Annotated in this window: 21 protein-coding genes; 8 read left to right on the forward strand and 13 right to left on the reverse strand. The window is 65.9% G+C overall.

Annotated features, from left to right (window positions below):
- The first annotated feature begins 12 nt into the window (after nucleotides 1-12).
- Nucleotides 13-1452 (forward strand): FAD-binding oxidoreductase, encoded by a 1440-nt coding sequence (locus HG718_RS09790; protein ID WP_160588220.1) that lies wholly within the window; start codon nucleotides 13-15, stop codon nucleotides 1450-1452.
- A gap of 72 nt (nucleotides 1453-1524) precedes the next feature.
- Here the strand turns inward: HG718_RS09790 and HG718_RS09795 are convergent, their stop codons facing one another.
- A complete protein-coding gene (locus HG718_RS09795) occupies nucleotides 1525-2862 on the reverse strand; it encodes a hemolysin family protein (protein WP_036263841.1) in 1338 nt (445 codons plus the stop codon).
- Between the two features lie 107 nt (nucleotides 2863-2969).
- Between HG718_RS09795 and HG718_RS09800 the strand changes: the two genes are divergently transcribed.
- Nucleotides 2970-3413 (forward strand): GNAT family acetyltransferase, encoded by a 444-nt coding sequence (locus HG718_RS09800; RefSeq protein ID WP_160588222.1) that lies wholly within the window; start codon nucleotides 2970-2972, stop codon nucleotides 3411-3413.
- Nucleotides 3414-3422: 9 nt separating this feature from the next.
- On the opposite strand, the gene HG718_RS09805 is transcribed toward HG718_RS09800, so the two are convergent.
- Complete coding sequence (locus tag HG718_RS09805; RefSeq protein ID WP_160588224.1) at nucleotides 3423-4169, reverse strand: SOS response-associated peptidase; 747 nt, start codon at nucleotides 4167-4169, stop codon at nucleotides 3423-3425.
- A 180-nt stretch (nucleotides 4170-4349) separates the two neighbouring features.
- On the opposite strand from HG718_RS09805, the gene HG718_RS09810 reads away from it, so the two are divergent.
- The 3 genes from HG718_RS09810 (at nucleotide 4350) to HG718_RS09820 (ending at nucleotide 6350) form a co-directional block, all read left to right on the forward strand.
- Entirely contained in the window at nucleotides 4350-4652 is a 303-nt protein-coding gene (locus tag HG718_RS09810; RefSeq protein WP_160588226.1) for a hypothetical protein, read from the forward strand.
- 177 nt (nucleotides 4653-4829) lie between these two features.
- A complete protein-coding gene (locus HG718_RS09815; RefSeq protein WP_188658412.1) occupies nucleotides 4830-5390 on the forward strand; it encodes a hypothetical protein in 561 nt (186 codons plus the stop codon).
- A gap of 174 nt (nucleotides 5391-5564) precedes the next feature.
- The gene (locus HG718_RS09820; protein ID WP_027840330.1) at nucleotides 5565-6350 is read left to right on the forward strand and encodes an SDR family NAD(P)-dependent oxidoreductase; all 786 of its coding nucleotides are present in this window, start codon (nucleotides 5565-5567) and stop codon (nucleotides 6348-6350) included.
- Nucleotides 6351-6423: 73 nt separating this feature from the next.
- Here HG718_RS09820 and HG718_RS09825 read toward each other — a convergent pair whose 3' ends face one another.
- From HG718_RS09825 to HG718_RS09835, 3 genes are all read right to left on the reverse strand, one after another.
- Entirely contained in the window at nucleotides 6424-7026 is a 603-nt protein-coding gene (locus HG718_RS09825) for a hypothetical protein (protein WP_160588228.1), read from the reverse strand.
- 65 nt (nucleotides 7027-7091) lie between these two features.
- Nucleotides 7092-7538: a hypothetical protein gene (locus tag HG718_RS09830; RefSeq protein ID WP_160588230.1), complete on the reverse strand. Its 447-nt coding sequence runs from the start codon at nucleotides 7536-7538 to the stop codon at nucleotides 7092-7094.
- A 126-nt stretch (nucleotides 7539-7664) separates the two neighbouring features.
- Nucleotides 7665-8093, reverse strand: coding sequence for a VOC family protein (locus tag HG718_RS09835; protein ID WP_160588232.1), 429 nt, complete (start codon nucleotides 8091-8093; stop codon nucleotides 7665-7667).
- A gap of 101 nt (nucleotides 8094-8194) precedes the next feature.
- Between HG718_RS09835 and HG718_RS09840 the strand changes: the two genes are divergently transcribed.
- Nucleotides 8195-8560, forward strand: a complete 366-nt coding sequence (locus HG718_RS09840) for a TIGR02301 family protein (protein WP_160588234.1) — start codon at nucleotides 8195-8197, stop codon at nucleotides 8558-8560.
- A gap of 7 nt (nucleotides 8561-8567) precedes the next feature.
- On the opposite strand, the gene HG718_RS09845 is transcribed toward HG718_RS09840, so the two are convergent.
- The 8 genes from HG718_RS09845 to HG718_RS15580 form a co-directional block, all read right to left on the reverse strand.
- Nucleotides 8568-10688 carry a GspE/PulE family protein gene (locus HG718_RS09845; RefSeq protein WP_160588236.1) on the reverse strand — a complete coding sequence of 707 codons (2121 nt, stop codon included), beginning with the start codon at nucleotides 10686-10688 and terminating at the stop codon, nucleotides 8568-8570.
- Between the two features lie 405 nt (nucleotides 10689-11093).
- Nucleotides 11094-12638 (reverse strand): acetolactate synthase large subunit, encoded by a 1545-nt coding sequence (locus tag HG718_RS09850; protein ID WP_160588238.1) that lies wholly within the window; start codon nucleotides 12636-12638, stop codon nucleotides 11094-11096.
- A 68-nt stretch (nucleotides 12639-12706) separates the two neighbouring features.
- Nucleotides 12707-13348, reverse strand: a complete 642-nt coding sequence (locus tag HG718_RS09855) for a LysE family translocator (RefSeq protein WP_160588240.1) — start codon at nucleotides 13346-13348, stop codon at nucleotides 12707-12709.
- Between the two features lie 96 nt (nucleotides 13349-13444).
- The gene (locus tag HG718_RS09860; protein ID WP_160588242.1) at nucleotides 13445-15310 is read right to left on the reverse strand and encodes an AMP-binding protein; all 1866 of its coding nucleotides are present in this window, start codon (nucleotides 15308-15310) and stop codon (nucleotides 13445-13447) included.
- Nucleotides 15311-15390: 80 nt separating this feature from the next.
- Nucleotides 15391-16383, reverse strand: a complete 993-nt coding sequence (gene acuI, locus HG718_RS09865) for an acrylyl-CoA reductase (NADPH) (protein ID WP_160588244.1) — start codon at nucleotides 16381-16383, stop codon at nucleotides 15391-15393.
- Between the two features lie 88 nt (nucleotides 16384-16471).
- A complete protein-coding gene (gene asnB / locus HG718_RS09870) occupies nucleotides 16472-18244 on the reverse strand; it encodes an asparagine synthase (glutamine-hydrolyzing) (protein ID WP_160588245.1) in 1773 nt (590 codons plus the stop codon).
- Between the two features lie 41 nt (nucleotides 18245-18285).
- A complete protein-coding gene (locus HG718_RS09875) occupies nucleotides 18286-19317 on the reverse strand; it encodes a glycosyltransferase (RefSeq protein ID WP_160588247.1) in 1032 nt (343 codons plus the stop codon).
- Nucleotides 19314-21074, reverse strand: a complete 1761-nt coding sequence (locus tag HG718_RS15580; RefSeq protein WP_205345689.1) for a glycosyltransferase family 9 protein — start codon at nucleotides 21072-21074, stop codon at nucleotides 19314-19316. Before HG718_RS15580 ends, HG718_RS09875 begins: the two co-directional genes overlap by 4 nt.
- A gap of 167 nt (nucleotides 21075-21241) precedes the next feature.
- Here HG718_RS15580 and ygfZ point away from each other — a divergent pair, with 167 nt between their 5' ends.
- Both ygfZ and HG718_RS09890 read left to right on the forward strand, forming a co-directional pair.
- Entirely contained in the window at nucleotides 21242-22120 is an 879-nt protein-coding gene (ygfZ, locus tag HG718_RS09885) for a CAF17-like 4Fe-4S cluster assembly/insertion protein YgfZ (protein ID WP_160588249.1), read from the forward strand.
- Nucleotides 22117-22713: a DNA-3-methyladenine glycosylase I gene (locus tag HG718_RS09890; RefSeq protein WP_160588250.1), complete on the forward strand. Its 597-nt coding sequence runs from the start codon at nucleotides 22117-22119 to the stop codon at nucleotides 22711-22713. Before ygfZ ends, HG718_RS09890 begins: the two co-directional genes overlap by 4 nt.
- The last annotated feature ends 24 nt before the right edge of the window (nucleotides 22714-22737 follow it).

The following is a 22737-nucleotide window of genomic DNA, read 5'->3' on the forward strand; positions in this document are numbered from 1 at the left end:
TACCTCATCAGCATGGACACGCAGACGCATACATCCCCCGCCCTCACGCCAGACGTGATTGACCGCTTCATCGAGGCCGCAGGCCCCGGCGGCGCGCTTGTGGGCGGGCGCGATGACCTCGAGAAATATCTCGTCGAGTGGCGCGGGCTTTACCGGGGTGAGACTCCGCTGGTGCTGCGGCCCGGCAGCGTTGAAGCCGTGTCGGCCATCGTCAAGATAGCCGCCGAGACCGGCACGCCGCTGGTGCCGCAGGGCGGCAATACGGGGCTGGTCGGCGGGCAAATCCCTGACGCAAGCGGCGGCCAGGTCATTGTCTCGCTGGAGCGGATGAACAAGGTGCGCGCGGTCGATGCGCTCAACAACGCCATGGTGGTGGATGCGGGCTGCACCCTGCAATCCATTCAGGACGCCGCGTCAGAGATCGACCGGCTGTTTCCCCTGAGCCTTGCGTCGGAAGGCTCCTGCCAGGTTGGCGGGGTCATCTCCACCAATGCGGGCGGTACGGCGGTGCTGCGCTACGGCTCCATGCGCGACCTGGTTCTGGGGCTTGAGGCGGTGCTGCCCAATGGCGAGATCTGGAACGGGCTCACGAGCCTGCGCAAGGACAATACGGGCTATGACCTGATGCGGCTTCTGGCCGGGGCGGAAGGCACGCTGGGCATCATCACCGGCGCCGTGCTGAAGCTCTACCCTGCCCCCAAGGCGACCGAGACGGCGTTTGTCGCGGTGCGCGACCCGCAGGCTGCGGTCGAACTTCTGGCACGGCTGCAGGATGTCTCCGGCGGGCTGGTCGCCACCTTCGAGATCATCAAGCGCTCGGGCTTCGAGCTGGTGTTGCGGCATTTCGAGGATGCGGCGGACCCGTTCAGCGATCCCCATCAATGGTATGTGCTGGTGGAACTGACCGCGGGCACCGATGGCTGGCTGCGCGGCGTGCTGGAACAGGGCCTTGGCGGTGCGATGGAGGCGGGCCTCGTGCTTGACGCGGTCCTGGCCGAAAGCGAAACGCAGCGGCAGGCCCTGTGGGCTTTGCGCGAAAACATGTCCGAAGCGCAGAAGCTCGAAGGTGCCAGCATCAAGCATGATGTTTCCGTGCCGGTCTCCCGCGTGCCGGACTTTCTGGATCAGGCCACACGCGACGTCGAAGCCGCCATGCCGGGCATCCGGCCCGTCCCCTTCGGCCATATCGGCGATGGCAACATCCACTTCAACCTGAGCCAGCCGGTGGAGATGGACCCGCAGGCCTTCATCGGCCAGTGGCAAGCGATGAATGACATCGTGCATGGCGTCGTCGCGCGGCTCAATGGCTCGATTTCGGCTGAGCACGGCATCGGCACGCTGAAGCGCGAGGAGATTACCCGCTACAAGTCGGACGTGGCGTTGGGGGCCATGCGGGCGATCAAGCAGGCGCTTGACCCCAAGGGCATCATGAATCCCGGCAAGCTCGTTTAGCTAATTGTTGCCGACAGCGCTGCGCAGACCGGCTTTCTAGCTGTTGCCGACAGCGCTGCGCAGACCGGCTTTCTAGCTGTTGCCGACAGCGCTGCGCAGACCGGCAATCGGAATATTGCGCAGGGGCGCGATCATCACCTTGTCGATGCGGGTGCCGTCGAGGTCGATGACCTCGAAGCGATAGCCGTCCCAGACGAATTCATCGCCCTCGGTCGGCAGGCGGCCGAAATAATGCAGCATCGCGCCGGCAAGCGTGTTGAAGTCCTCGGTGTCCTCGCCGGGCAGGGACTGGAGGCCGAGCACGTCCTTCAGCTCGTCCACCGTGGCACCGCCATCCACCAGGAACGACCCGTCCTTGCGGGAGATGATGTCGAGGCGCGGGGCGCTGCCGTCGGGCGTCACGTCACCGACCATGGCACGGAAGATTTCCGCCATGGTGATCGCCCCCTGCACTTCGCCGAACTCGTCCACCACCAGCGCCATGAACTTGTTTTCCGACTGCATGATGCCCAGCACCTGCAGGGCCTTGGCGCTTTCCGGCACGTAGAGCGGCGCGCTCATGCTGGCGAACAGATCAATCTCGGCGCTCTGCGGCAGGCCCGCCAGCAGGTCCTCGGCGCGGATCACGCCCACCGGCTCGCGCGTGGGGCCGCGGCCGACCACGTAGCGCATGGACTGGCTTTCACGGATCACCGCCGCGTTGCGCTCCAGCGGGGCTTCGATGTCGAGCCACGGCAGCTGACGGCGCGGGGTCATGATGTCGTAGGCCATCTTGTCGCCGAGGCGGAAGACGCGGTGCACGATGTCGCGCTCCACATCCTCGATGGCACCGGCCTCCGCGCCCTCGATCACCAGCTGGCGGATTTCCTCTTCTGTCACCTGGCTGACGGGCTCAGCCGAGATGCCAAGGAATCGCAAGGTGAGATCGCTCAGTACCGAGAGCAAGTCCACCAGCGGGCTGAACAGCCGCGACAGGCCCTGCATGGGCCGCGCGATGGCGCTGGCGAAGAATTCCGGATTGCCGAGCGCGATGCGCTTGGGCACCAGTTCGCCGATGACCAGGGTGAGGATGGTGACGATCACCACCACGAGGCCGAAGGCCAGCGGCTCCCCATAGGTGCCGATCCACTCGACACCGGTGAGGATTTCAGCCAGCGGCTCGGACACGGTTGCGGCACCGAAGGCACCGGACAGAACACCGATCAGAGTGATGCCGATCTGCACAGTGGACAGGAAGCGTTCCGGCTCCTCGCGCAGGCGCGCGGCGACCCTGGCGCCGGACGACTTGCTGTCGCCGTCGGCCAGTGCCTGCAGGCGCGCAGAGCGGGACGAGACAACGGCCATCTCCGACAAGGCGAAGAAGCCGTTGAACACCACCAGCGCAAACAGAATGAGGACGTCGAGAAACATCAGGAATCCGAACCAACCCAGTTGCATGGAGTATAGGGATTTATAGGATGGATTGCTCGTTTTTGCGGGCACTTCCGCAATGCATTCATTGGGGAGGTCTGCCCGGCATGACAAAAAACCAGTCTGCGTCTGACATTCATTTTCGTGATGCTGTCGCCGCTGACCGCGATGCGGTCACGGCCCTGTGGGCGGCCTGCGGCCTGACGCGGCCCTGGAATGATGCCGCGGCGGATTTCGACCGGGCGCTTTCCGGCCCTTCCTCCACAGTGCTGGTGGGGATTTGCGCTGACGCCGTCATTGCCAGCGCGATGGTGGGCGATGACGGGCATCGCGGCACGGTCTATTACGTAAGCGTCGCCCCCAAGCAGCAGGGTACGGACCTTGGCCGTCGCCTGATGGCGGCTGCCGAAGACTGGCTGCGGGCGCGCGGGGCGGGCAAGATCAACCTCCTGGTGCGCAACGAGAACGCCAGGGCGGCCGGCTTCTACGAGGCGCTCGGCTATGACGTCGAGCCGAATACACAGCTGGGCAAATGGCTGACGCCGCGCTGACATCCCCGCTCACAGCAGGGACATCTGGCCGTCATCCTTGTCCTTTGATTTTGGCGGGGTCTTTTTTTCGCGCTTTGGCTCCTCGGCGGGGGCCACTTCGGCCATCAGGGCCTCATCGTCATTGGCCACCGCATTGACCCGGCGCGACACGGGCACCGCCTCGAGCATATCATCCGGGGACGGAGCAATCAGCGCCTGCGCGTCGCGGGTGAGGGTTTCGGTGGTGTCCAGCCAGGTCTCCCACGCGCCCTCTTCCAGGATCACCGGCATGCGGTGATGGATCGGGGCCAGGGTGGCATTGGCCTCGGTGGTGATGATGCTGCAGCTCTCCAGCTCCGAGCCGTCCGGCGCCTGCCAGTGCTCCCAGATGCCGGCAAAGGCCAGGGGTGCGTGGTCATTGCGGCGGATCAGATAGGGCTGCTTGGCGTATGGCGGGGACGTTTTCCACTCGTAGAAGCCATCGGCCGGGATGAGGCAGCGGCGGCGGCGGAAGGCAGACCGGAAGGCCGGTTTTTCAGCCACCGTCTCGCCGCGCGCATTGAACAGCGGCCTCGTCCCCACTTCCTTCGCCCAGTCCGGCACCAGCCCCCAGCGGACGAGCTGGAAATGCCGCTGGCCGTCCTGCTCCTTGCGGATGATGGGGACGGGCTGGGTCGGTGCCACATTGTAGCGCGGCGGAAAATTCGGCTGCTCCGGATAGCCGAACAGATCCCGCATGGCGTCCGGCGGCAGGGTGATAGCGTAGCGACCGCACATGGGCTGGGGCAATGTCCTTCATAAGCAGGGCTGACGGTGACGGCATGCCTGCCCGGGTCTCCCTGTCGTCCCCGGGCAGCGCAGATGCTATCCATGCATCGTTAACCGGTTTGATGGCAAGAAACTGCCGCTTTGCCTATCGTCCGGATATGCCGGATTTACCAGTTCCAGGAGACGCCCATGCGCCGCGCCTTGCCCCTCGCCTCTGCGGTCCTCGCCCTTGTCATGACCACGGGGTCTGTGATCGCCGCCGATGAGGCCGCGGAAGATGACGGCCGCAAGGGCCCCTTCGTGGTGACCGACCGGACGCTGGGGAGCCTGCTGGACGACGGCTTCAGCGTCGAGGGCCTTCTCGGCGGGTCGATGATCCTGGTGAAGGACGCCGAGCTCTACAGTTGTGCTCTTGTGCCGGGGGCTGAAATGCTGACCTACAAGACCCAGTTCGAGTGCTCGGTGCTGGATGAAATCCCGGTGACGGAATAGCCCGGATCCGGCGGAATTCCTGACGATTTTAATAAAGTCGCGCCCGGTAAGCGACCGGTAAGATTAGACTTGTTATCTTGCAACCCATAGTCGAAGAACCGCCGGGCCGTCACGGCCGCGCGGAGCACTACGGGTGAAGGGTGCGGAATGGGGGCTGCTCCAGCACAGAAACTGGAGATGACAACGCGCCGCGTCGGCAAGATGGGGTGGTCGCGCACGCTCGGCCTCTTGGCCAAGGGCCGCAACATCAACCCCGAAACCCTGCTGGCGACCGACTATCTCAACCACTTCAACGAGGTGGTGATGCTCATCGAGCTGGCCTGCGACATGCCCGATTGCGTGGAGGACGTGGCCGCCTGGGAGCCGCTGAGCTACCAGGAGCATTTCCGCCGTTCCACCTTCGCCGCCAAGGAACTGGCGATCCTCGCCTATGAGAATTCACCGCCCAAGTTCCGCGATCCGTTCGACGCCATCGTCGAGCAGGCGGACGCGGTGGCGCTGAAAGCGGCCAAGGAACTCACCGAAGCAGTCGGTGACGGTGAAAACATGGACGCGGAGAAGGTTGCGCATCTGGCCAACACCCATGCGGCCACCCTGCGGCGGCTGGTGGACATGGCCAGCGGCATCATCAACGGCCATGGCATCCGCACCCACCAGGAAGACATCGACGCCATCCTTGAGGATGAGGCCGGCGATGACGGCATCAGCCAGGACGAGATCGACGCCATGTTCGGCTAGCGCGGCTGCGCCCCCAATCGTGACCCCGGCCCCGACATTCTTCCGGCCTCCTCTCCCCGTCTGCCCTTCATCCCTCGATCCCGTTGGGCCTTGCCCATGGAACGGTCCGCGGCGCGCGCGCTATAGTCGCCGCCGACACCAATCCTTGAAGCAACAACACCAAAGGGGAAACGCATGGGTTACGCACCTTTCGACCTGACCGGCAAGGTGGCGCTGGTGACCGGCGGCAATGGCGGCATCGGCCTCGGCATGGCGGACGCCATGGCGCAGGCAGGCGCCGACGTGATGATCTGGGGCACCAATGAGGACAAGAACGCCAAGGCCGTCGCACAGATGGAAGCCCACGGGCGCGGCAGGATCGCGGCCATGCGGGTGGATGTGTCCGACGAGGACCAGGTCGTCCGCTCGATGAAGGAAACCGCCGAGAAAATGGGCCGGATCGACGCGGTCTATGCCAATGCGGGCATCGGCTACGGCGCCAACTCCTTCCTCAACATCACCACGGAGCTCTACCGCAAGGTTCTGGCTGTCAATCTCGACGGCGTGTTCTGGACCTTCCGGGAAGCCTGCCGCCACATGGAAGAGCGCGCGAAGAACGGCGACCCCGGCGGGTCCATTGTCGGCGTGGCCAGCCTTGCCGCCATCGAGGGCGCCGGGCGCAACGAGCATTACGCGGCGACCAAGGGCGCGGTCATTTCCATGATGAAGGGCGTGGCCGTCGAATTCGCCAGGCACGGCGTGCGCGCCAACGCCATCCTGCCCGGCTGGATCGCCACCGACATGACGTCTGCTGCGCAGGACGCCCCGGCCTTTGCCGAACGGGTGATCCCGCGCGTGCCGGCGCGGCGCTGGGGCGAGCCGGAGGATTTCGGCGGTGTCGCCGTCTATCTGGCGTCGGATGCCTCCACCTATCACTCAGGCGACACCTTCGTGATCGACGGCGGCTACGCGATCTTCTGATCGCCCGTCCGTATAAAGACAAAAGCCGGAGCAGCAATGCTCCGGCTTTTTCATCTGCTCTAATGCCCGCGCGTCAATTGATCGGGATGTTCTGGTTGGCGTAGGCCTGTTCGCACTGCTTGTAGAGCTCGGTGCCGACCGTCAGCCCCTCCTGCTCGTTGCAATATTGCAGGGCTTCCCAGAAATGGCCGGGGCGGGAAAACTCCTTCAGCTTCTGCTCGTGCGGCAGGCTGTCCCAGTAATCCTGCACATCCTTGCGGACGCTTTCATCAACGCAGACAAGGCGGCCGAACTGGTCCGTCTGCCCCCGGGCCACGCATTCCTCCGACGGCCCACGGAAGCTGCCGTCGGCGTTCCACTGGCTTGCATTCTGCTGCCAGCTCTCGGTGCGTTCGGCAACGCAGGCATCGCTCTGCGGTGTGCCGGCGCGGAAGCCCAGATAGTCGCAATAGATGACTTCACGCCAGTTTTCGAACTTGGATTCGAACAGGCTCTGCTTGAAGTAATCCGGCATCCGGCCCCACCAATTGTCGAAGCGCTCGCGCTCCGCCGGGCCGAGGGTGGTGAGGAAAGCCTGAAGCTCGGCGGTGTAGTCCCCGGCGGCTTCGGCCTTCGTCGGAAGGGCTGTGAACAGCATCGCCATGACGGCGAACAGACACGTCGCAAACCTGGTCATTTCTTGCTCCTTACGGCGTCACCTGCCGGTGCGCCTGTTGCTGGTGCAGAGGATGCGGGTTCGGATCAGTTGCAGATGAGACGGCCCCATTTGTCGGTCTTGTTGCGGGCGAGGCATTCCTCCGACGGGCCCCTGTAGCTGCCGTCCGGGTTCCACTGGTCAGCGGATGCCATGCGCTCCCGGTACTCCCGCTCGCGGCACTCCACGCCCTCCGGCGTGCCCATGCGGAAACCGAGATAATCGCACAGCACCGTCGGCCGCCACTTGGCCAGCGGCAGGCTGCGCAGTTCGGTCTTCATCTTTTCCGGCGCTTTCGACCACCAGTCCTCGAAGCGGTCCGCCGGGATGGTCATCTCGGTGGCAATGTCTTCCAGCGGATAGGGATAGGTCTCGGCATGTGCGGGCGTGACGGCAAGCTGGACTGCCAGCAGCGGCAGTACCGCGGCGACGGCCCACGTCTTCATGCCCGTCATGATCCTGCGGGCGGCACTCGAACGTATACGGGAACTCATCTGCGTACTTCCTCCTTAAGGGCCTTCGGCACCTTGCGGGCCTTTGGCAGCCCTTATTAGTAAGTTACCCTAACTAAAACAGGGGCAGCTTCCAAGGAAATACGTAGAGATATCGGTGACCGGGGGTCAGCGTTCGGACTGGTCGCGGTCCGCGGGGCCCTTCAGTTCCACCGTGTTGCCTTCGGGGTCCTGCACATAGATGGAGGGGCCGTACCCCCCTGCCCCGTAGCGGCGTTCCACCGGTCCTGCCTCAACGCCCCGGGCTGCCAGCCAGGACCGGATCTCGTCCGGGTCCCAGTCAGCGACGGTGAGACACACATGGTCCATGTTGCGGTGCGCCGGATCCGGCGCGCCGCCGCCTGCGCGGCCAAGCTCGCTGTCCATGGGCACGAGGTCGATCAGGCTGGCCCCGGCGCGCAGCTGCACCAGGCCGAGGTCGAGCCGGCGCTCCACCGGCATGCCCAGCACCCCCTCATAGAAACCCAGCATGGCATCCAGATCCTTCACCCGGATCACCACGTGATCTATCGCCACAAAGTCGAGGAATTCCGGCATAATGGGCTCCTTTCAAAGGGCACCCGGACCAATGATCCGGCGGGCGGAGTGGGAACGGCATGTGGCAGCACCCGGGCAGGAGACGCAAGAGCCTATGTGGCGTGGCATTGGCTGCCGCCCTGTTGCTGCTTGCGCCCGCTCCGGCAAAAGCCGACCCGGTGATGGAAGCAGGACTTGAGCGGCTGGCCGGCACTCTTGGTGCCGTGCATTACCTGCGCACGCTCTGCCGCCCCAATGAGGGCCAGGTGTGGCGTGACCGCATGGTGACGCTGCTGGGCCGCGGCGACCTCAAGCAGGCCGCGCGGGACCGGATGGTGGCCGCGTTCAATGCGGGATACAGCCGCCAGCAATCCGCTCATAAGCGCTGCACACCGGCTGCAGCCAATCTCGGCAACACCTATGCACGGGAAGGTGCCGCCGAAGCCAACCGGCTGGCTGACCGGATCGGGCCAAGGCTCGAAAGCTGAGTGTCGCCTAAAGCCGGGCGGCGAGGTCCACGGCGCGGGCAAGCTCGCCCGGGCTCACCTCCCCCATCAGCACCTTGCGCACGCCGTCCTCGGCCAGGGTCTGGAAGCCCTTGGAAGCGGCAGCGGCACGCAGATCGGCGATGGGCGCGCCCTCGGCGATGAGGTCGTTCATGTCATCGTCGATGTTGAGCACCTCGGAGATCACCGTGCGGCCCCGATAGCCGGTGGACCGGCAGGAGGGGCAGCCATTGGGGTGATAGACCGTGGGCCGGTCCGTCGGATCAAGGCCGAAGATGAAGCATTCATCGGCACTCGCCAGGCGGGATTGTTTGCACACGGAGCACAGGCGGCGCACAAGGCGCTGGGCCATCACCGTGGTGATGCGCCCGGCAAGCTGGCGCGGGTCATCGACCATGCCGATCAGCTCGATCAGGGCTGCAAGGCTGTCCGGGGCATCCATGGAGGTCATCACCAGGCGGCCGGCGGAGGCGGCATTGGCAAGCGACCGGGCGGTGGCCCCGTCCTCGATCTTGTCGAACAGGAGAACATCCGGGTCCTGGGCGATCACGTCGTCGATCAGGGTTTCCGGATTGTTGGCCTGCGCCGTCGTCACTTCGAGCTGGCTGACCAGCGGCAGCCGGTAGCCGATGCGGCGCTCGACGGTGAAGATGGAGCGCTCGGCGGCCTTCATCTCGCCCAGCATGCCGTAAAGCGTGGTGGTGCGGCCCGAGGCGCGGCCACCGGCAACGACGATCATGCCCGAGGGGCGCACCAGCGAGCGCAGCACGAGGGCTGCGGAATGGTCGGACAGGCCAAGCTCGCCCAGCGACATGGGATCGCGCGCGATCTCGCCGAGGCGGATCGTCATGCGCTCACCATTGAGCGTATCGAAGGTTTTGAGCGCGCACAGGAAGATGCGGCCGCCCAGGCGCATGGTGAATTCACCCGGCTCGGAGCCTTCCTGGTGTGCCGCCGTCGTGTCGCCGAGACCGGCAATGGCACGCAGATGGGCTGCCACCGGCGCCCAGAAGCGCTTGTCGATGGAGGATGACTGCTGCATGGCGCCATCCACCCGGTAGCGCAGGCGCACATAGCCATTCACCGGCTCGAAATGGGCATGGCTGGCCCCGGCGCGGATCGCATCGAGCAGGGCGGCGTTGACGAGGCGCACCGCCGGGTCGGTCCAGACGGTGGCGTCGGCGCCGCGGGCTTCGCTGCCGCGCGCCAGCCCTTTGAGGATGCGTTCGGCGGACATCTCGTAATCGAGCACCGCTTCGATGGTCTCAGCCAACGCCGCCTTCGGCCAGAAGCACGGCTCGATGCGCGTGCCGGCGGGAAGATAGGGGCGCAGCAGTTCCACCTGGTCGATCTCGCGCGGATGCGACAGGGCCACCATGATGGCACCGCCGCCGCGTGATACAGGCAGGGCCTGCGCGGTGCGGATCAGGTCTTCCGGGGCGAGCTTGATGGCCTCGGGGTCGATCAGTGTGTGCAGCGGGTCATGCGCTGAGGTGATCTCCACCGACGCGACTTCATCTGTGAACAGATCAAGGTCGGACAGGATCTTGCCCAGCAGCTTGTGCGGGTTGCGCTCCTGTTCGGCGATGGCGGTGTCGAGGCCGCGGCGCGTCACATATCCCAGTTCCACCAGGCGTTCGCCAAGCGGGCGCTGCATGTCGCCGAGAGAGGCCATGGTCGGGCGGCGGCCTGAATTGTCGGCCTTCGCCACTTCCTCGGCGATGGCGGCGTCGGTGACCTTGAGGGTCGGGCCGGCACGGCCTGCACCTTCGGGACGCGCTGCGGCGGGCCGGGCGGCGCTGATCGGCGTCACGCTGGCACCGGCGATATCGGCAGGCTGTGCGCCACGCTTGGGCGCGGCACCGGCGGAACGGATCAGCCGTTCGATGCCCAGATCAACCTCGTCAGGGCTGTCCTGCTCGGCAAAGCCATCCGCCTCGCCTTCAAGGTCGAGGCCGAGGTCATGGATGTTGAGGGTGGGCTTGGCGGCATCCCGGGGAGCGGTTGCGTCAGCGCTGGCAGCCTCTGCCGCGCTGTCGCCGGGCGCAGCCGTGTCGGGCTTGTCCGCCCCGCTCTTGCCATTCTTGTTACGGCCGAAGGTCATGTTCATGACGCCCCCACATTCCTGCACCGGTACCCTGCCGGACAGACCGGCAGGCTGGCGGCCCGCACCTATGGCAGGGCTGCCCTCAAGACGAACACAGTGCCGGGCGGCGTGGCGCGTGGTGTGGCTGGCCTGATCCCGGACACTTGCGGATTCATTCAAGACTGAAAATGCAAGTGCCGGGCCGATCCCCTTGCTGGTCAGCCCGCGCCGGGTTCCCCGTGCCCGGCGCAGGCAGCCTAGCAGCAAAGACGGCTTTTTCGCCAGCGGCTTAGCTGGTTAACGCCCAAAAGGCGGCAACCCGGCAGCGCTGAGGCGGCCGGGCTGCACGAGGTGCGCATGAAAGGCACGAAACGTCCGCGCGGCAGCCCCTGGAACAGGGAGTGTCACGTTTTCGGACGGCGGGGCCGGTCAGATGATGGCTTCGATGAGGAACGGGCCCTTGCGGGACATCGCGGCCTCGAACGCCTTGTTGAAGTCTTCCGCCGTCGAGCAGGCCACCGCCTCAACGCCCATGCCCTGGGCCAGCTTCACCCAGTTGAGGTCCGGGTTATGGAGGTCGAGCATGGAGAGCGCCTTGGGACCGGGGTTCTCGGCACCGACGCGCATCAGCTCGATATTGAGGATGGCGTAGGAGCGGTTGGCGAGGATCACCGTCACCACGTCCAGCTGCTCGCGCGCCATGGTCCACAGCGACTGCAGCGTGTACATCGCCCCGCCATCGCCGTGGAAGCACACGACCTTGCGGTCCGGGCAGGCAATCGCCGCGCCGGCTGCCAGCGGCAGGCCCTGGCCGATAGAGCCGCCGGTCAGGGTCATGTGATCGTGCGGCGCTGCGGTCTCGGTATAGATGTTGGTGAACAGGCCCGCGGTCGCGCCTTCATCCGACATCACCGCGCCCTCGGGCAGGAAATGCGCGATGGCGCGGCCGACGCCGTCAGCGTCGAGATCACCGGAGGCAAGGTCGGGCTTGGCCAGCGCCACATGCTCGGGCGCCTGGGCCGGGGCGCCGACGGCTTCGGCGAGGGCTTCAAGCGCTGCCATGCCGTCATCTTCCGGGCGCGCGAGGATCAGCGTGTCGGCGTCCTTGGGCGTCAGCCAGCTTTCCTTGCCGGGATAGGCGAAGAAGGCGACCGGGTTCTTGGCCCCCACCAGGATGAGCTGCTCGGTGCCTTCGAGGAACTCCTGCGCCTGCTCGGCGAAATAGGGAATGCGTTCAAGCTTCACCCGGCCGGCGCCCCGCTGCATGCGCGGGGTGAAGGTATCGCACATGATGCGCGCGCCGGTGGCTGCCTGGATGCGCCCGGCCAGCTCCAGCCCGTCTTCCAGCAGCACGCGGCCGCGCAGCAGGATTGCAGACTTTTTACCGTTCTTGAGCGCCGCAGCCACCTTGTCGATCTCGGTCCCGTCCACCGTGTGCGGGGCATCGAAATCGACCGGATTTGCCGCCGCGTCCGCGTCCAGCCAGGCGGTGTCGGCGGGCAGGATCAAGGTAGCGATACCGCCCGGTGCGCTCATCGACGCTGCATAGGCGCGGGCCCCGGCAGCGGCCACGTCGCGGGCGTCTTCCGGCGTTTCCATCCACACCGAGTTGGGACGGGCGACGCTGGCGATGTCGGACGCGAGCGGGGCGTCATACTGGCGGTGATAGGTCGCGTGCTCGCCCACCACATTGATGATCGGGGTGGCGGCACGGCGGGCGTTGTGGAGATTGGCAAAGCCATTGCCCAGCCCCGCGCCCAGATGCAGCAGGGTCGCCGCGGGCTTGCCGGCCATGCGGCCATAGCCGTCGGCAGCGCCCGTTACCACGCCTTCGAACAGGCCGAGCACCGGGCGGATGCCGTCGATGCGGTCCAGCGCCGCCACGAAGTGCATTTCCGACGTGCCGGGATTGGTGAAGCAGACTTCCACGCCGCAATTGACGAAGGTCTGCACCAGGCTTTCCGCACCGTTCATGTCACCCAACTCCCTGTTTGTCCTGATGATGTTTGTTTTGAGAGGCCCGTTCGGCCCCTGATGCCGGATCAGGCGACGGACATATAGATGAGCCGCCCGATAATGAAGATGCCGAAGGATACAATCAGCACGCCGGAGATGCGATTGATCAGAATCAGGGTCTGATCGGTCATCCGGTCGCGCAGCAGCCCCACGGTGAGCGTGACGCCGAGCCACCACAGGGCCGAGCCGACAAAGACAGCCACCACCAGAAGCCCCGCCGTCAGCATGCTGGGCTCGGTCGTGACCAGCCCGCCGACGCCGCCGAAAATGGCGACGAAGCCCAGCATGGTGGCCGGGTTGGTGATGGTGAGCACGAAGGTGGCCATGACGGCGGCGGCCAGCTTGCCCGTCGTCTTGACGTTGACTTCCTTCGTGTCCACCGGGATGTGCAGGAAGGTGTGGACGCCCAGCCCGATCAGGAAGAAGCCGCCAATGGCCTGCAGCCAGTCCCCCACCGCCACCAGCGTGGTGGACAGGGCCGTCAGCCCGAAGGCCGCCACCGTGGCGAAGACCGCATCACCGATGGCGGCGCCAAGGCCGGAGACGAAGCCGTTGGTGCGGCCATAGGCCAGGGTGCGGCGGATGCAGATGAGATTGACGGGGCCGATGGGCGCTGCCACGACGATGCCAATCAGCACGCCATTCAGGATCAGATACCAGTCGGGCATTCGGGGCCTTATCAGGTCAGCTCGGCTTTGGCGGGACGGAGCCGTTCAGACCCCGTCCCGCCGGTTTTCCGGTTTCATGTGCCCGAATGCGGGCCGTTACACAACCACCACATCGTTGCCGGGTGGGTCCGCAAACAGCTTGGCCACCTTGTCGGCCCGCCGGGCCAGCGACACGCTTTGATTGATGTAGCCCTTGTCGGTCAGTTCACCGGCATCAAGCGACGGCGGTTCGGCCAGCAGGATGGCGCGGTGGATCTGGGTCGATGAGCCGGGGTTCTTGGCGTTGTGCGCCTTAAGCCCCTCGGCGATGCGTTCCAGCACGCCCTGGGCGCGCACCACGTCCTCGGCGGGGGTGTCGTCGGCAAGCCCCGCGGCCTTGCGGCAGGCCGGCAGGTTGGGGAAGCCGAGAATGCCCACATAGGGCTCATCCAGCCCGGCCACCAGGCAGTCATTGATGAGACCGTTACCGGCCTCCACCGCCTGCACGCGCATGCGGCCCGCATTGACCCATGTGCCGCTGGAGAGCTTGAAGTCCTCCACCACGCGGCCGTTGAAGACGAGACCCTGCTTGGGGTCGTTGTCGTCAACGAATTTCGCAGCATCACCCAGGCGGTAATAGCCTTCCTCGTCGAAGGCCTCCGCCGTTTTTTCCGGGTTCTTGTAGTAGCCGGGGGTGATGCAGTCGCCCTTCACCCGCACTTCCATCTTGAGACCGGCGGGCACCAGCTTGATCTTGACGCCCGGCAGCGGCAGGCCCAGCAGGCCCATGCGCTCGGTTTCCCAATGGGTGTTCATGATGGTGGGCGCGGTCTCGGTCGCGCCGTAGCCCGAGGTAAACAGGATGCGCTCACCGGTGACGCGGATCGCCACCGCCTGCATGCGCTCGGCCAGGTCCTGGTTGAGCGCGGCACCGCCATAGCCCATGGAGCGGAGCTGCGAGAAGAAGTTCTTTGCCAGCGCGTCGTCCTTTTCCAGCTCCTCGATGAGCATGGTGTAGGCGGCGGGCACGTTGGTGTAGGTGGTGGGCGCGACTTCGCGGAGGTTCTGCACCGTCTCCGCGAACTGCCCCGGCACCGGGCGGCCGCCGTCAATGTAGAGCGTGCCGCCTGCGGTGAGCAGATTGTTGAGCACCGCATTGCCGCCGAACACGTGGTTCCACGGCAGCCAGTTTACCAGCGTCGGTGCGGGCTCGTCCTCATCTTCCTCAATCAGCTTGGAGGCCATCACGGAATTCACACACATCATCCGGTGCGTGGTGATGACGGCCTTGGGCATGCCGGTGGACCCGGAGGTGAAGAGATATTTCGCCACCGTGTCATAGGTGAGCGCGTCATATGCCGCATCCACGGCGTCCGTCGGCTCGGTTGTCAGCAGGTCCTCGTAAGATGTCGACCCATGGAAGGCCGGAGCGGGCTTCTCCACATGGATCAGCGCCAGCTTCTCCACGTCCAGCGCGCCCATGGCGTCTTCGAACATCAGGCCGTCCTGCACGAAGATGGCCTGCGGCTCGATCAGCTCGAACACGTAGCGCAGCTTGGCATAGTCCGACGAGATGAGGCTGTAGCTGGGCGATACGGGCACCGCGGGCGCGCCGGTGAGGATCGCGCCATAGGTCATCAGCGCGTGCTCGATGGAATTGCCCGACAGGATCATCAGCGGCTTGCCCGGGCCCACACCGCGATCAATCAGCGCCTGCGCAATGCGGCGCACGCGGTCATAGGCCTCAGCGAAGGTGACCGTCTCCCACTCGCCGAATGTCTCGCCCGCCTTGGGCGGACGGCGCTTGGCGAGCCACACCTGGTCCGGTTTCTCAGCGGCCCATTTTTTCAGGGGCTCGATGACATTGGCTGCGGCATCACCCATGGGATGCGGATTTTCGAGGACGACCGAACCATCGTCCCGGCGCTCCACATCAACGCGGGTTTCAACGAAATTGACTTTTCTGAATGGCGGCAAAGACATGCGCGCGCCTCCCCGTAAAGGGCCGGCCGGCTCTCATTTTGGCGGAGCCGGTCCGGCGGTGGTTTTTGATTTTTGATATGTCAGGCGTTGACGTCGACGATCAGACGACCCCGCACCTTGCCGGCGATGATGTCCGATGCCGCACCGATCACCCCGTCAAGGCCGATGGTGTTGGTCATGCTGTTCAGCTTGTCGAGGTCCAGATCGCGGGCCAGGCGGCTCCAGGCCTCCTCGCGGATGCCGCGCGGGGCCATTACGCTGTCGATGCCGCACAGGGTGACGCCGCGCAGGATGAACGGATAGACGCTCGACGGCAGGTCCGCGCCACCGGCCAGGCCGCAGGCCGCAACCGTGCCGCCATAGGAGGTCTGCGCAATGACATTGGCCAGAGTCGTGCTGCCGACGGCGTCCACCGCGCCCGCCCAACGTTCCTTGCCGATGGGCCGTCCGGGTTCGGAGAATTCCTTGCGGTCGATCACGTCCACCGCTCCCAGCGCCTTCAGATAGTCTGCCTCTTCCGGGCGGCCGGTGGAGGCCACCGGGCGGTAGCCCAGCTTGGCAAGCAGCGCGATGGCGACGGAACCGACACCACCATTGGCACCGGTCACCAGGATGTCGCCGTCCTTCGGGCCGACGCCGTGCTTTTCCAGCGCCAGCACGCACAGCATGGCCGTATAGCCCGCCGTGCCGATCGCCATGGCGTCGGCCGTTGAGAAGGCGTCCGGCAGCTTCACCAGCCAGTCGCCCTTGACGCGGGCCCGCTGGGCATAGCCGCCGCTGTGGCCCTCGCCGACGCCATAGCCGTTGAGCACCACCTTGTCGCCGGCCTTCCAGTCGGCATGGTCCGACGAGATGACCTCACCGGCGAAATCAATGCCGGGAATCATCGGCGAGGCGCGCAGGATCGGTGCCGTGCCGGTCAGCGCGAGGCCGTCCTTGTAGTTCACGGTGGAATGGCTGACAGCGACAGTGACATCGCCTTCCATCAGATCCGCGTCGGTAATGTCTTTGATTTCAGCGGATTGGCCATCATCCGTCTTTGTGACCATGAGGGCGCGGAAACTATCAGCCATCAGAAACTCTCCATGAAGGCAGGCGTAACAGGAAATCGGTTCGCCGCAACGGGACCCCATCGCGGACGCAGCGTCAAGACCGGCTTTCTCAGCGGGCCGACAGGACCTCTTCCACCGGGCCGTCCGCCGGGACGCCGAGCATGTGATGCTGGTGCCAGAGGGCGAAATAGAGCAGCAGCCAGGCTGCCTGGCCGTCATGCTTGGCCGGTGTGGTCGTGAGGCCCGCAAACAGCGCTGCCACGCGCTCGGCATTGCAGAGTTCGGTAACGCCGGGCTGGCGGGCCACAAGCGGCGCCAGCCGCGCGCCGCGCCCGGCGATCCACTCACCGACGGGCACGGTGAAACCGCGCTTGCGGGCGAAGGGTTCAGCCTCCGGCAAGTGCTTTGCCAGCCAGGCGCGCAGCAGGTGCTTGCCGATGCGGCCCTTGAGCTTGAGGTTGTCCGGCAGGCGGTAGGCGATGTCTGCGACTACCGGGTCCAGCAGCGGCGTGCGGCCTTCCAGGCTGTGGGCCATCAGGCAGCGGTCAAGCTTGATGAGCAGATCATTGGGCAGCCAGTCGGCGCAATCCACTGCCTGGGCGCGCTGCAGCCGCGTGCGACCGCCGATGGCGGATTTGTTCCAGGCGGACATGATGCCGTCGCGCCAGGCGGGCGCCTCGTTGCGCAGGAGCTTGAGCCCATCGAGCGCGCCGCGGGAGCGCATGGCCCGGCCGCCGAGCCAGGTGGGGCGTGTCACGGCGCGGTAGCGGCCATAGCCTGCGAACAGCTCGTCGCCCCCCTCCCCGCACAGCACCACTTTCACGTCCTGGGCGGCGACGGATGCCAGCTTGTAGGTGGGGATGATCGCATAATCCGCCGTCGGATCATCGGTTGAGGCAACCATTGCGGGCAGGAGCGACCAGAAATCCTCCTCGGTGACATCGATGCTCTCATGGTCGGCACCGGTGGCGGACGCCACGCGGGCTGCGTGCTCCCGCTCGTCGCGCACGCGGGTGCCCGAGAAACCCGCCGTGTAGCATTTGACCGGCTGATCGTTCAGCCGCGCCATGCAGGCGAGGATGACCGAGCTGTCGATGCCGCCGGAGAGGAACATGCCATAGGGCACGTCCGACCGCTGATGCACGCGCACGCTGTCGATCAGCGCGTCTTCAAGCATCACGATCGCATGTTCTTCGCTTTGCGGGCGCGGGCCTTCAGCGGGCAGCGCGTGGCGGCGGTGACGCTCCAGCACGCGGCCGCGCTCGATCACCAGCGTTTCGCCGGGCAGCACGCGGCAGATGTGACGGAAGGCGGTTTCGCGGCCGGTGGTGAACTGGAGCTGCAGCAATTCGCCGATGGCCGGGCTGTTCATCTCAGGTGACACGAGCCCCGTGGCCAGCAACGCCTGCGGCTCGGACGCGAAGATGAACCCGTGGCCGGTCTCGGCATAGTAGAGCGGCTTGATGCCGAAGGGATCGCGCGTGAGCATCAGGCGCTCGCCGTCCGGGTCATAGAGCGCAATGGCATACATGCCCCGGAGGGCGTCAGCAAAGCGCACCCCGTCGCGGCGGTAGAGCTTCAGCGGCGGCTCGCAATCGGAATGGGTCTTGAAGCCTGCCTCGCCAAGCTCCCGGCGCAGCTCGAGATAATTGTAGATCTCGCCATTGGCGACGAGCGCCAGGCCCTCATCGTCAAACAAGGGCTGGTCGCCGGTTTCAAGGTCGATGATCGCCAGCCGCGTCTGCATCAGGCCGGTGGCGCCGGAGACGAAGCTCCCCTCCCCGTCCGGACCGCGATGGGTCAGGGCGTCGGACATGGCGTTGAGCACCGTCATCGACGGCGCCTGCCCGCTGGTGGTCTGCATGCCTGCGATGCCGCACATATCTCGTCGTCAGCCTGTCTGTTTTCGGGGGATCGGCCGCATCAGCCGCGCCGTTCTTTTACCTGTGCGAAGAGCGAAAGGTAACGCTCAAGGCAGGCGGATTGGGAAAATTCGGCTTCGACGCGGGCGCTGCCTGCCGCAACCAGCCGGGCTGCCAGCGTGTCGTCGTTGCGCAGCCGTGCAATGGACGCTGCCACCGCCTCGGCGTTGTTCTTGGGCACCAAGAGCGCGTCCTCGCCGTCGCGCACCAGCCATGCGGGGCCCGTCGCATCCGCCGTCACCACCGGCGTGCCATGGGCCCAGGCGGCGATGATGACGTTGCCGAAAGGCTCCGTGCGGGAGGGAAAGACGCATATGTCGGCGGTGCGCAGCAGCCGGCCGGGGTCATCCCGCCAGCCGAGCCAGCGCACCCGGCCGTCAATGCCCAGGTCACGCGCCTGCTGGCGCAGTTCCGCCTCCAGCGGTCCGGCCCCTGCGATCCACAGCCAGGCACCGGGCGTCATGGCGAGCGCATCCAGCGTCACATCAAATGCCTTGGCGTCATGCATCCGCCCCATGGCGAGCAGCAGGGGTGCGTCATCGGGGGTTTCGAAATCAGCGCGCGCAAGCGGCGGACGCGGATCAATCGGGGTGAAGTTGGGGATGAAATGCACCGTATCCGGATCAAACCCGCCTTCGGTCAGATAGCGAACAAGGTCCGGCGTGTTGCACACCTGGGCATCGAACCCGCGGAACGAGCTGAGATTGTAATAGCCGCCATGGCGCGCGATGCGCGCATAGTCACCTTCGGGCGTCGCGCGGGCCGCGCGGCCCATCCAGGCCAGCACGATGTCGGCCTGCATGTCCTTTGCCATGCGGCGGATGGTGCGCGGGGTGGTGAAGTCCAGCCAGCGCTTGAAGGGCACATCCGCGTGGCGCACGCCTGCCTGATCCAGCAATTGCCCGCGCGCCTCATTGGGGCGCATCACGGCCCGGCTGTCATGGCCGGCCTCCTGCAGGGCGATGGCCAGATCGACGAAGAAGCGCTCCGCGCCGCCGACCGGGCCGCCGGCTATGGTGTGGAGGATGTTCACGCGGGCCCGTCTCCGCCCGGCGTCTCGTCCTCGCGGTAAACCTCCGGCTCCAGTGTCGCCTTGAGCCAGGAGACGATGGGGTAAAGCCCTGCCAGCATGCCGACGAGGAAGCCATAGCCGCCTTCGCGGTAGCCCTTGCGGCGCACATAAGCCTTGTAGAAGCGCGACGGAATGCGGCGGATGTTGCGGCGCAGGGTTTCCTGCTGCGCCTTGCCGGACGAGATGAGGTCACGGGCATTGGCCGTCGTGTAGCGGTCGAAGCGCGCCAGCATGTCGCTGATGTTCTCGTCCACCAAATGATCGACGCGGGTCTCCAGCATGCCGAGACGCGGACCCATATCGAGGGACGGGTGCACGCGCTGGCGGCCCCAGCGCTTGGCCCCGCGGGCAAACAGGCGCGGGGCGGCGCTGGCCCCGATATAGGCACCCCAGCCATAGCGCACCCGCGTTGCGCCCACGTAATTGTCGAACTGGATGAGATAGACGCCCGGCGGCGAGGCCTGGGTGACGGCGCTGATTTCGCGCGCCAGTGCCTCGGGCACCCGTTCGTCCGCATCCACCTCAAGGATCCAGTCGCCCTTGCAGGCGTCGATGCCCGCATTGCGGCGGTCGCCCTCGATGGGCCAGCCCCCTTCGATGATGGTGTCCGCCCCCGCCGCTTCGGCGACAGCGCGGGAGTTATCCGTACACCGATCAAGCACCACCACGCGCTCATCGGCGAAGGACAAGGCGTCGAGGCAGGCCTTGAGGTTGTGTTCTTCATTGTGGGCAACGGTCAGTGTGGAGAGCCGGGGTGCCGTCGCCTGACCGGTCACCTTCTCCCACAGCGCTTTCGCGGCCACATGGGCCTTGTCCACGGTGAGGCCTGTCATCTCGCTTTTTGAGGAGCGGAAATCGTATGTCGGGCTTGAGATGATTTCGTCAAAGCTCCGCGGCCCGCGAACGCTTGCCCCCTTCGGCCCCCACGGGCCGTAGCGGTCTTCGGGGCTGGGGCCGAACAGGCCCAGCGTCGGCAGGCCGACGGCGGCTGCCATGTGCATGGGGCCTGAATCATTGCCGACATAGAAGTCCGCCCGCTCCAGGCAGGCGGCTGTCAGCGGCAGGTCGGTCTTGCCGACAAGATCTATCAGCTGCGCGTCAGGGATCGCCTCGATGACCGGCAGGGCCGCGTCGCGCTCGCTGGCTGCGCCGATCAGCATGACGCGGGCACCGGGCAAAAAGCCGTCCGGACCCGTAATGCGCCTGATCAACTCGATGAAGCGCGCGGCGGGCCACATCTTGCCGCCCCAATTGGCGGTGGGGCCGACGGCAAGCACCTTGCCGCCCTCCGGCACCAGCTCGGCCGCCTTTGTGCGCGCCTCCCGCCCGGTGGCGAGGCGCGGCACCGGCGGCGGGGTCAGGCCCATCACGGTGGCGATATGGGGCACGCGGTGGAGCGATGTGTCCTGCCGCAGCACCCGCCGCTCCCTGGCGCGCAGCGAATAGGAGATGAGCGACGCCCGCAGGTCGACCACCAGGTCCCATTTCGTGCCGCGGGTCTGCTTCCACAGATCGATCCAATGGCCGGACCGCTTCTGCTTGGGCATCTCGATGATGCGGGTGACGCCGGGCTGGTCGCGGAACAGGGTGGCGGCGGCGGGGCCGCAGGCGACCGTGATCTCGGCCTCGGGGTGCCGGTCGGCCAGCCAGGAGAGCACGCCGCTCGACAGGACGGCGTCGCCGATGCGGTTATAGGTGACGAAGAGAATGTGCTTCATCTTGGCGCGGGCAGGCTTTCCGGGCAGTTATCCTCCCGCCTTATAGGTGCGTTCCCGCCCGAAAGCCAATCACCAGCTGTCAGGAGGGTTTATGCGCCCCTTGAACAGCGCGCCCCCTGCCCCCACCCTTCTGCCCGACAAATCCCTGATGTTCCGGACCAGACCCAATGAGTAATACCCGAACCGCCCTCCTGGATGACCGGCGCGTGCTGCGCGCCCACGGCGCCGACGTGCATGACCTTCTGCAACGGCTGGTGACCGGCAATCTCGAGGCCGTGGATCGCGGCACGCCGGTCTACTCGCTGCTGCTGACGCCGCAGGGCAAGTTCCTGTTTGATTTTTTCATCGCCGCCGAACCGGGGCGCGAGGCCAGCTACCTGATCGACTGCGCGGCCGCGCGGGCGGCCGAGCTGCAGAAGCGGCTCACCATGTACAAGCTGCGCGCGGATGCAGCCTTTGATGATGCCAGCGCTGACTATTGCGTAGAAGCACGGTTCGGCGACGGGGCTGAAGCCTTTGACGGGGCGGTTTCCTATGAAGATCCGCGGGCAGGCTTTCTAGGCACGCGGGCCTTCGTGCCGACCGGCGCTGAAATCGCGGATGCAGATGCGTCGGCTGAGGACTATCGCAGCTTCTGCGTGTCGCGCGGGGTGCCGGACGGAGCGCAGGACATCGGCGCGGACAAGGATTTCCCCATCGAGTGCAATCTCGACCTGCTGAACGGGATCGACTTCAAGAAGGGTTGCTTTGTCGGCCAGGAAGTCGCCTCGCGCATGCACCGCAAGGGCAAGGCACGCAAGCGGCTTGTGGTGGCGGCGATGGAGGGGGATGCGCCGGATCAGGGCACCAACATCACCATGGGCGACGCCAAGGTCGGCAGTATCTGTGGCCACGCGGGCAATGACGCGCTGGCACTCGTGTTTCTTGACCGCGTGGCGCGGGCCGGCGGCGCAGACGCGCAGGCAGGCGATACCAGGCTCACCCTGCGCGTGCCGCCCTATGCGGCCTTCACCCTCGACGGCACGCTGGAGGAAGACGCCCAATGAGCGCTGCGCAGGATGAGACCGGCCGCTGCGGCTGGTGCGGTGACGACCCGCTTTATGTGGCCTATCACGACGGGGAATGGGGCGTGCCGGAATATGACGACCGGGCGCTGTTTGAAAAGCTGATCCTCGACGGGTTCCAGGCCGGCCTGTCCTGGATCACCATTCTCCGGAAACGCGACAGCTTTCGCGCGGCGTTTGACGGCTTTGAGCCCGAGACAATCGCCCGCTACACCGAAAAGGATATCACCCGGCTGCTGGGCAATGAGGGCATCATCCGCCACCGCGGCAAGATCGAGGCGACCATCGGCAATGCGCGCGTGTGGCTCGACATGATGGAGACCGAGCCGGGCGGCTTCTCGGGCTATCTGTGGGATTATGTGGACGGCACGCCGCTGCAATCGTCGCTGGAGAGCTGGCGGGACGCCCCGGCCAAGACGGCGATGAGCGAAGCCCTGTCGAAAGACCTCAAGAAGCGCGGCTTCAAGTTCTGCGGGCCGACCATCGTCTATGCCTTCGCCCAGGCGGTGGGGATGGTGAATGATCACCAGCTGACCTGCCCGCGCCGCACCGCCTGCGCCGATCTTGCCCGCTAATTGGGCTAGCCTGCTGACCGGCCC

Origin of the sequence: Pyruvatibacter mobilis, assembly GCF_012848855.1 — a bacterium.
Lineage (GTDB): Bacteria > Pseudomonadota > Alphaproteobacteria > CGMCC-115125 > CGMCC-115125 > Pyruvatibacter > Pyruvatibacter mobilis.

Excerpts from the sequence above, each read along its gene's own strand:
- HG718_RS09855 (WP_160588240.1), bottom strand. The coding sequence starts at position 13,348 with ATGCCCGACTGGTATCTGATCCTGAATGGCGTGCTGATTGGCATCGTC.
- HG718_RS09825 (WP_160588228.1), bottom strand. The coding sequence starts at position 7,026 with ATGACCAGGTTTGCGACGTGTCTGTTCGCCGTCATGGCGATGCTGTTC.
- HG718_RS09890 (WP_160588250.1), top strand. The coding sequence starts at position 22,117 with ATGAGCGCTGCGCAGGATGAGACCGGCCGCTGCGGCTGGTGCGGTGAC.
- HG718_RS09810 (WP_160588226.1), top strand. The coding sequence starts at position 4,350 with ATGCGCCGCGCCTTGCCCCTCGCCTCTGCGGTCCTCGCCCTTGTCATG.
- HG718_RS09850 (WP_160588238.1), bottom strand. The coding sequence starts at position 12,638 with ATGAACGGTGCGGAAAGCCTGGTGCAGACCTTCGTCAATTGCGGCGTG.
- acuI (WP_160588244.1), bottom strand. The coding sequence starts at position 16,383 with ATGGCTGATAGTTTCCGCGCCCTCATGGTCACAAAGACGGATGATGGC.
- HG718_RS09795 (WP_036263841.1), bottom strand. The coding sequence starts at position 2,862 with ATGTTTCTCGACGTCCTCATTCTGTTTGCGCTGGTGGTGTTCAACGGC.
- HG718_RS09845 (WP_160588236.1), bottom strand. The coding sequence starts at position 10,688 with ATGAACATGACCTTCGGCCGTAACAAGAATGGCAAGAGCGGGGCGGAC.
- HG718_RS09830 (WP_160588230.1), bottom strand. The coding sequence starts at position 7,538 with ATGAGTTCCCGTATACGTTCGAGTGCCGCCCGCAGGATCATGACGGGC.
- HG718_RS09860 (WP_160588242.1), bottom strand. The coding sequence starts at position 15,310 with ATGTCTTTGCCGCCATTCAGAAAAGTCAATTTCGTTGAAACCCGCGTT.
- HG718_RS09790 (WP_160588220.1), top strand. The coding sequence starts at position 13 with ATGGACACGCAGACGCATACATCCCCCGCCCTCACGCCAGACGTGATT.
- HG718_RS15580 (WP_205345689.1), bottom strand. The coding sequence starts at position 21,074 with ATGAAGCACATTCTCTTCGTCACCTATAACCGCATCGGCGACGCCGTC.
- HG718_RS09835 (WP_160588232.1), bottom strand. The coding sequence starts at position 8,093 with ATGCCGGAATTCCTCGACTTTGTGGCGATAGATCACGTGGTGATCCGG.
- ygfZ (WP_160588249.1), top strand. The coding sequence starts at position 21,242 with ATGAGTAATACCCGAACCGCCCTCCTGGATGACCGGCGCGTGCTGCGC.
- HG718_RS09820 (WP_027840330.1), top strand. The coding sequence starts at position 5,565 with ATGGGTTACGCACCTTTCGACCTGACCGGCAAGGTGGCGCTGGTGACC.
- asnB (WP_160588245.1), bottom strand. The coding sequence starts at position 18,244 with ATGTGCGGCATCGCAGGCATGCAGACCACCAGCGGGCAGGCGCCGTCG.
- HG718_RS09800 (WP_160588222.1), top strand. The coding sequence starts at position 2,970 with ATGACAAAAAACCAGTCTGCGTCTGACATTCATTTTCGTGATGCTGTC.
- HG718_RS09815 (WP_188658412.1), top strand. The coding sequence starts at position 4,830 with ATGACAACGCGCCGCGTCGGCAAGATGGGGTGGTCGCGCACGCTCGGC.
- HG718_RS09805 (WP_160588224.1), bottom strand. The coding sequence starts at position 4,169 with ATGTGCGGTCGCTACGCTATCACCCTGCCGCCGGACGCCATGCGGGAT.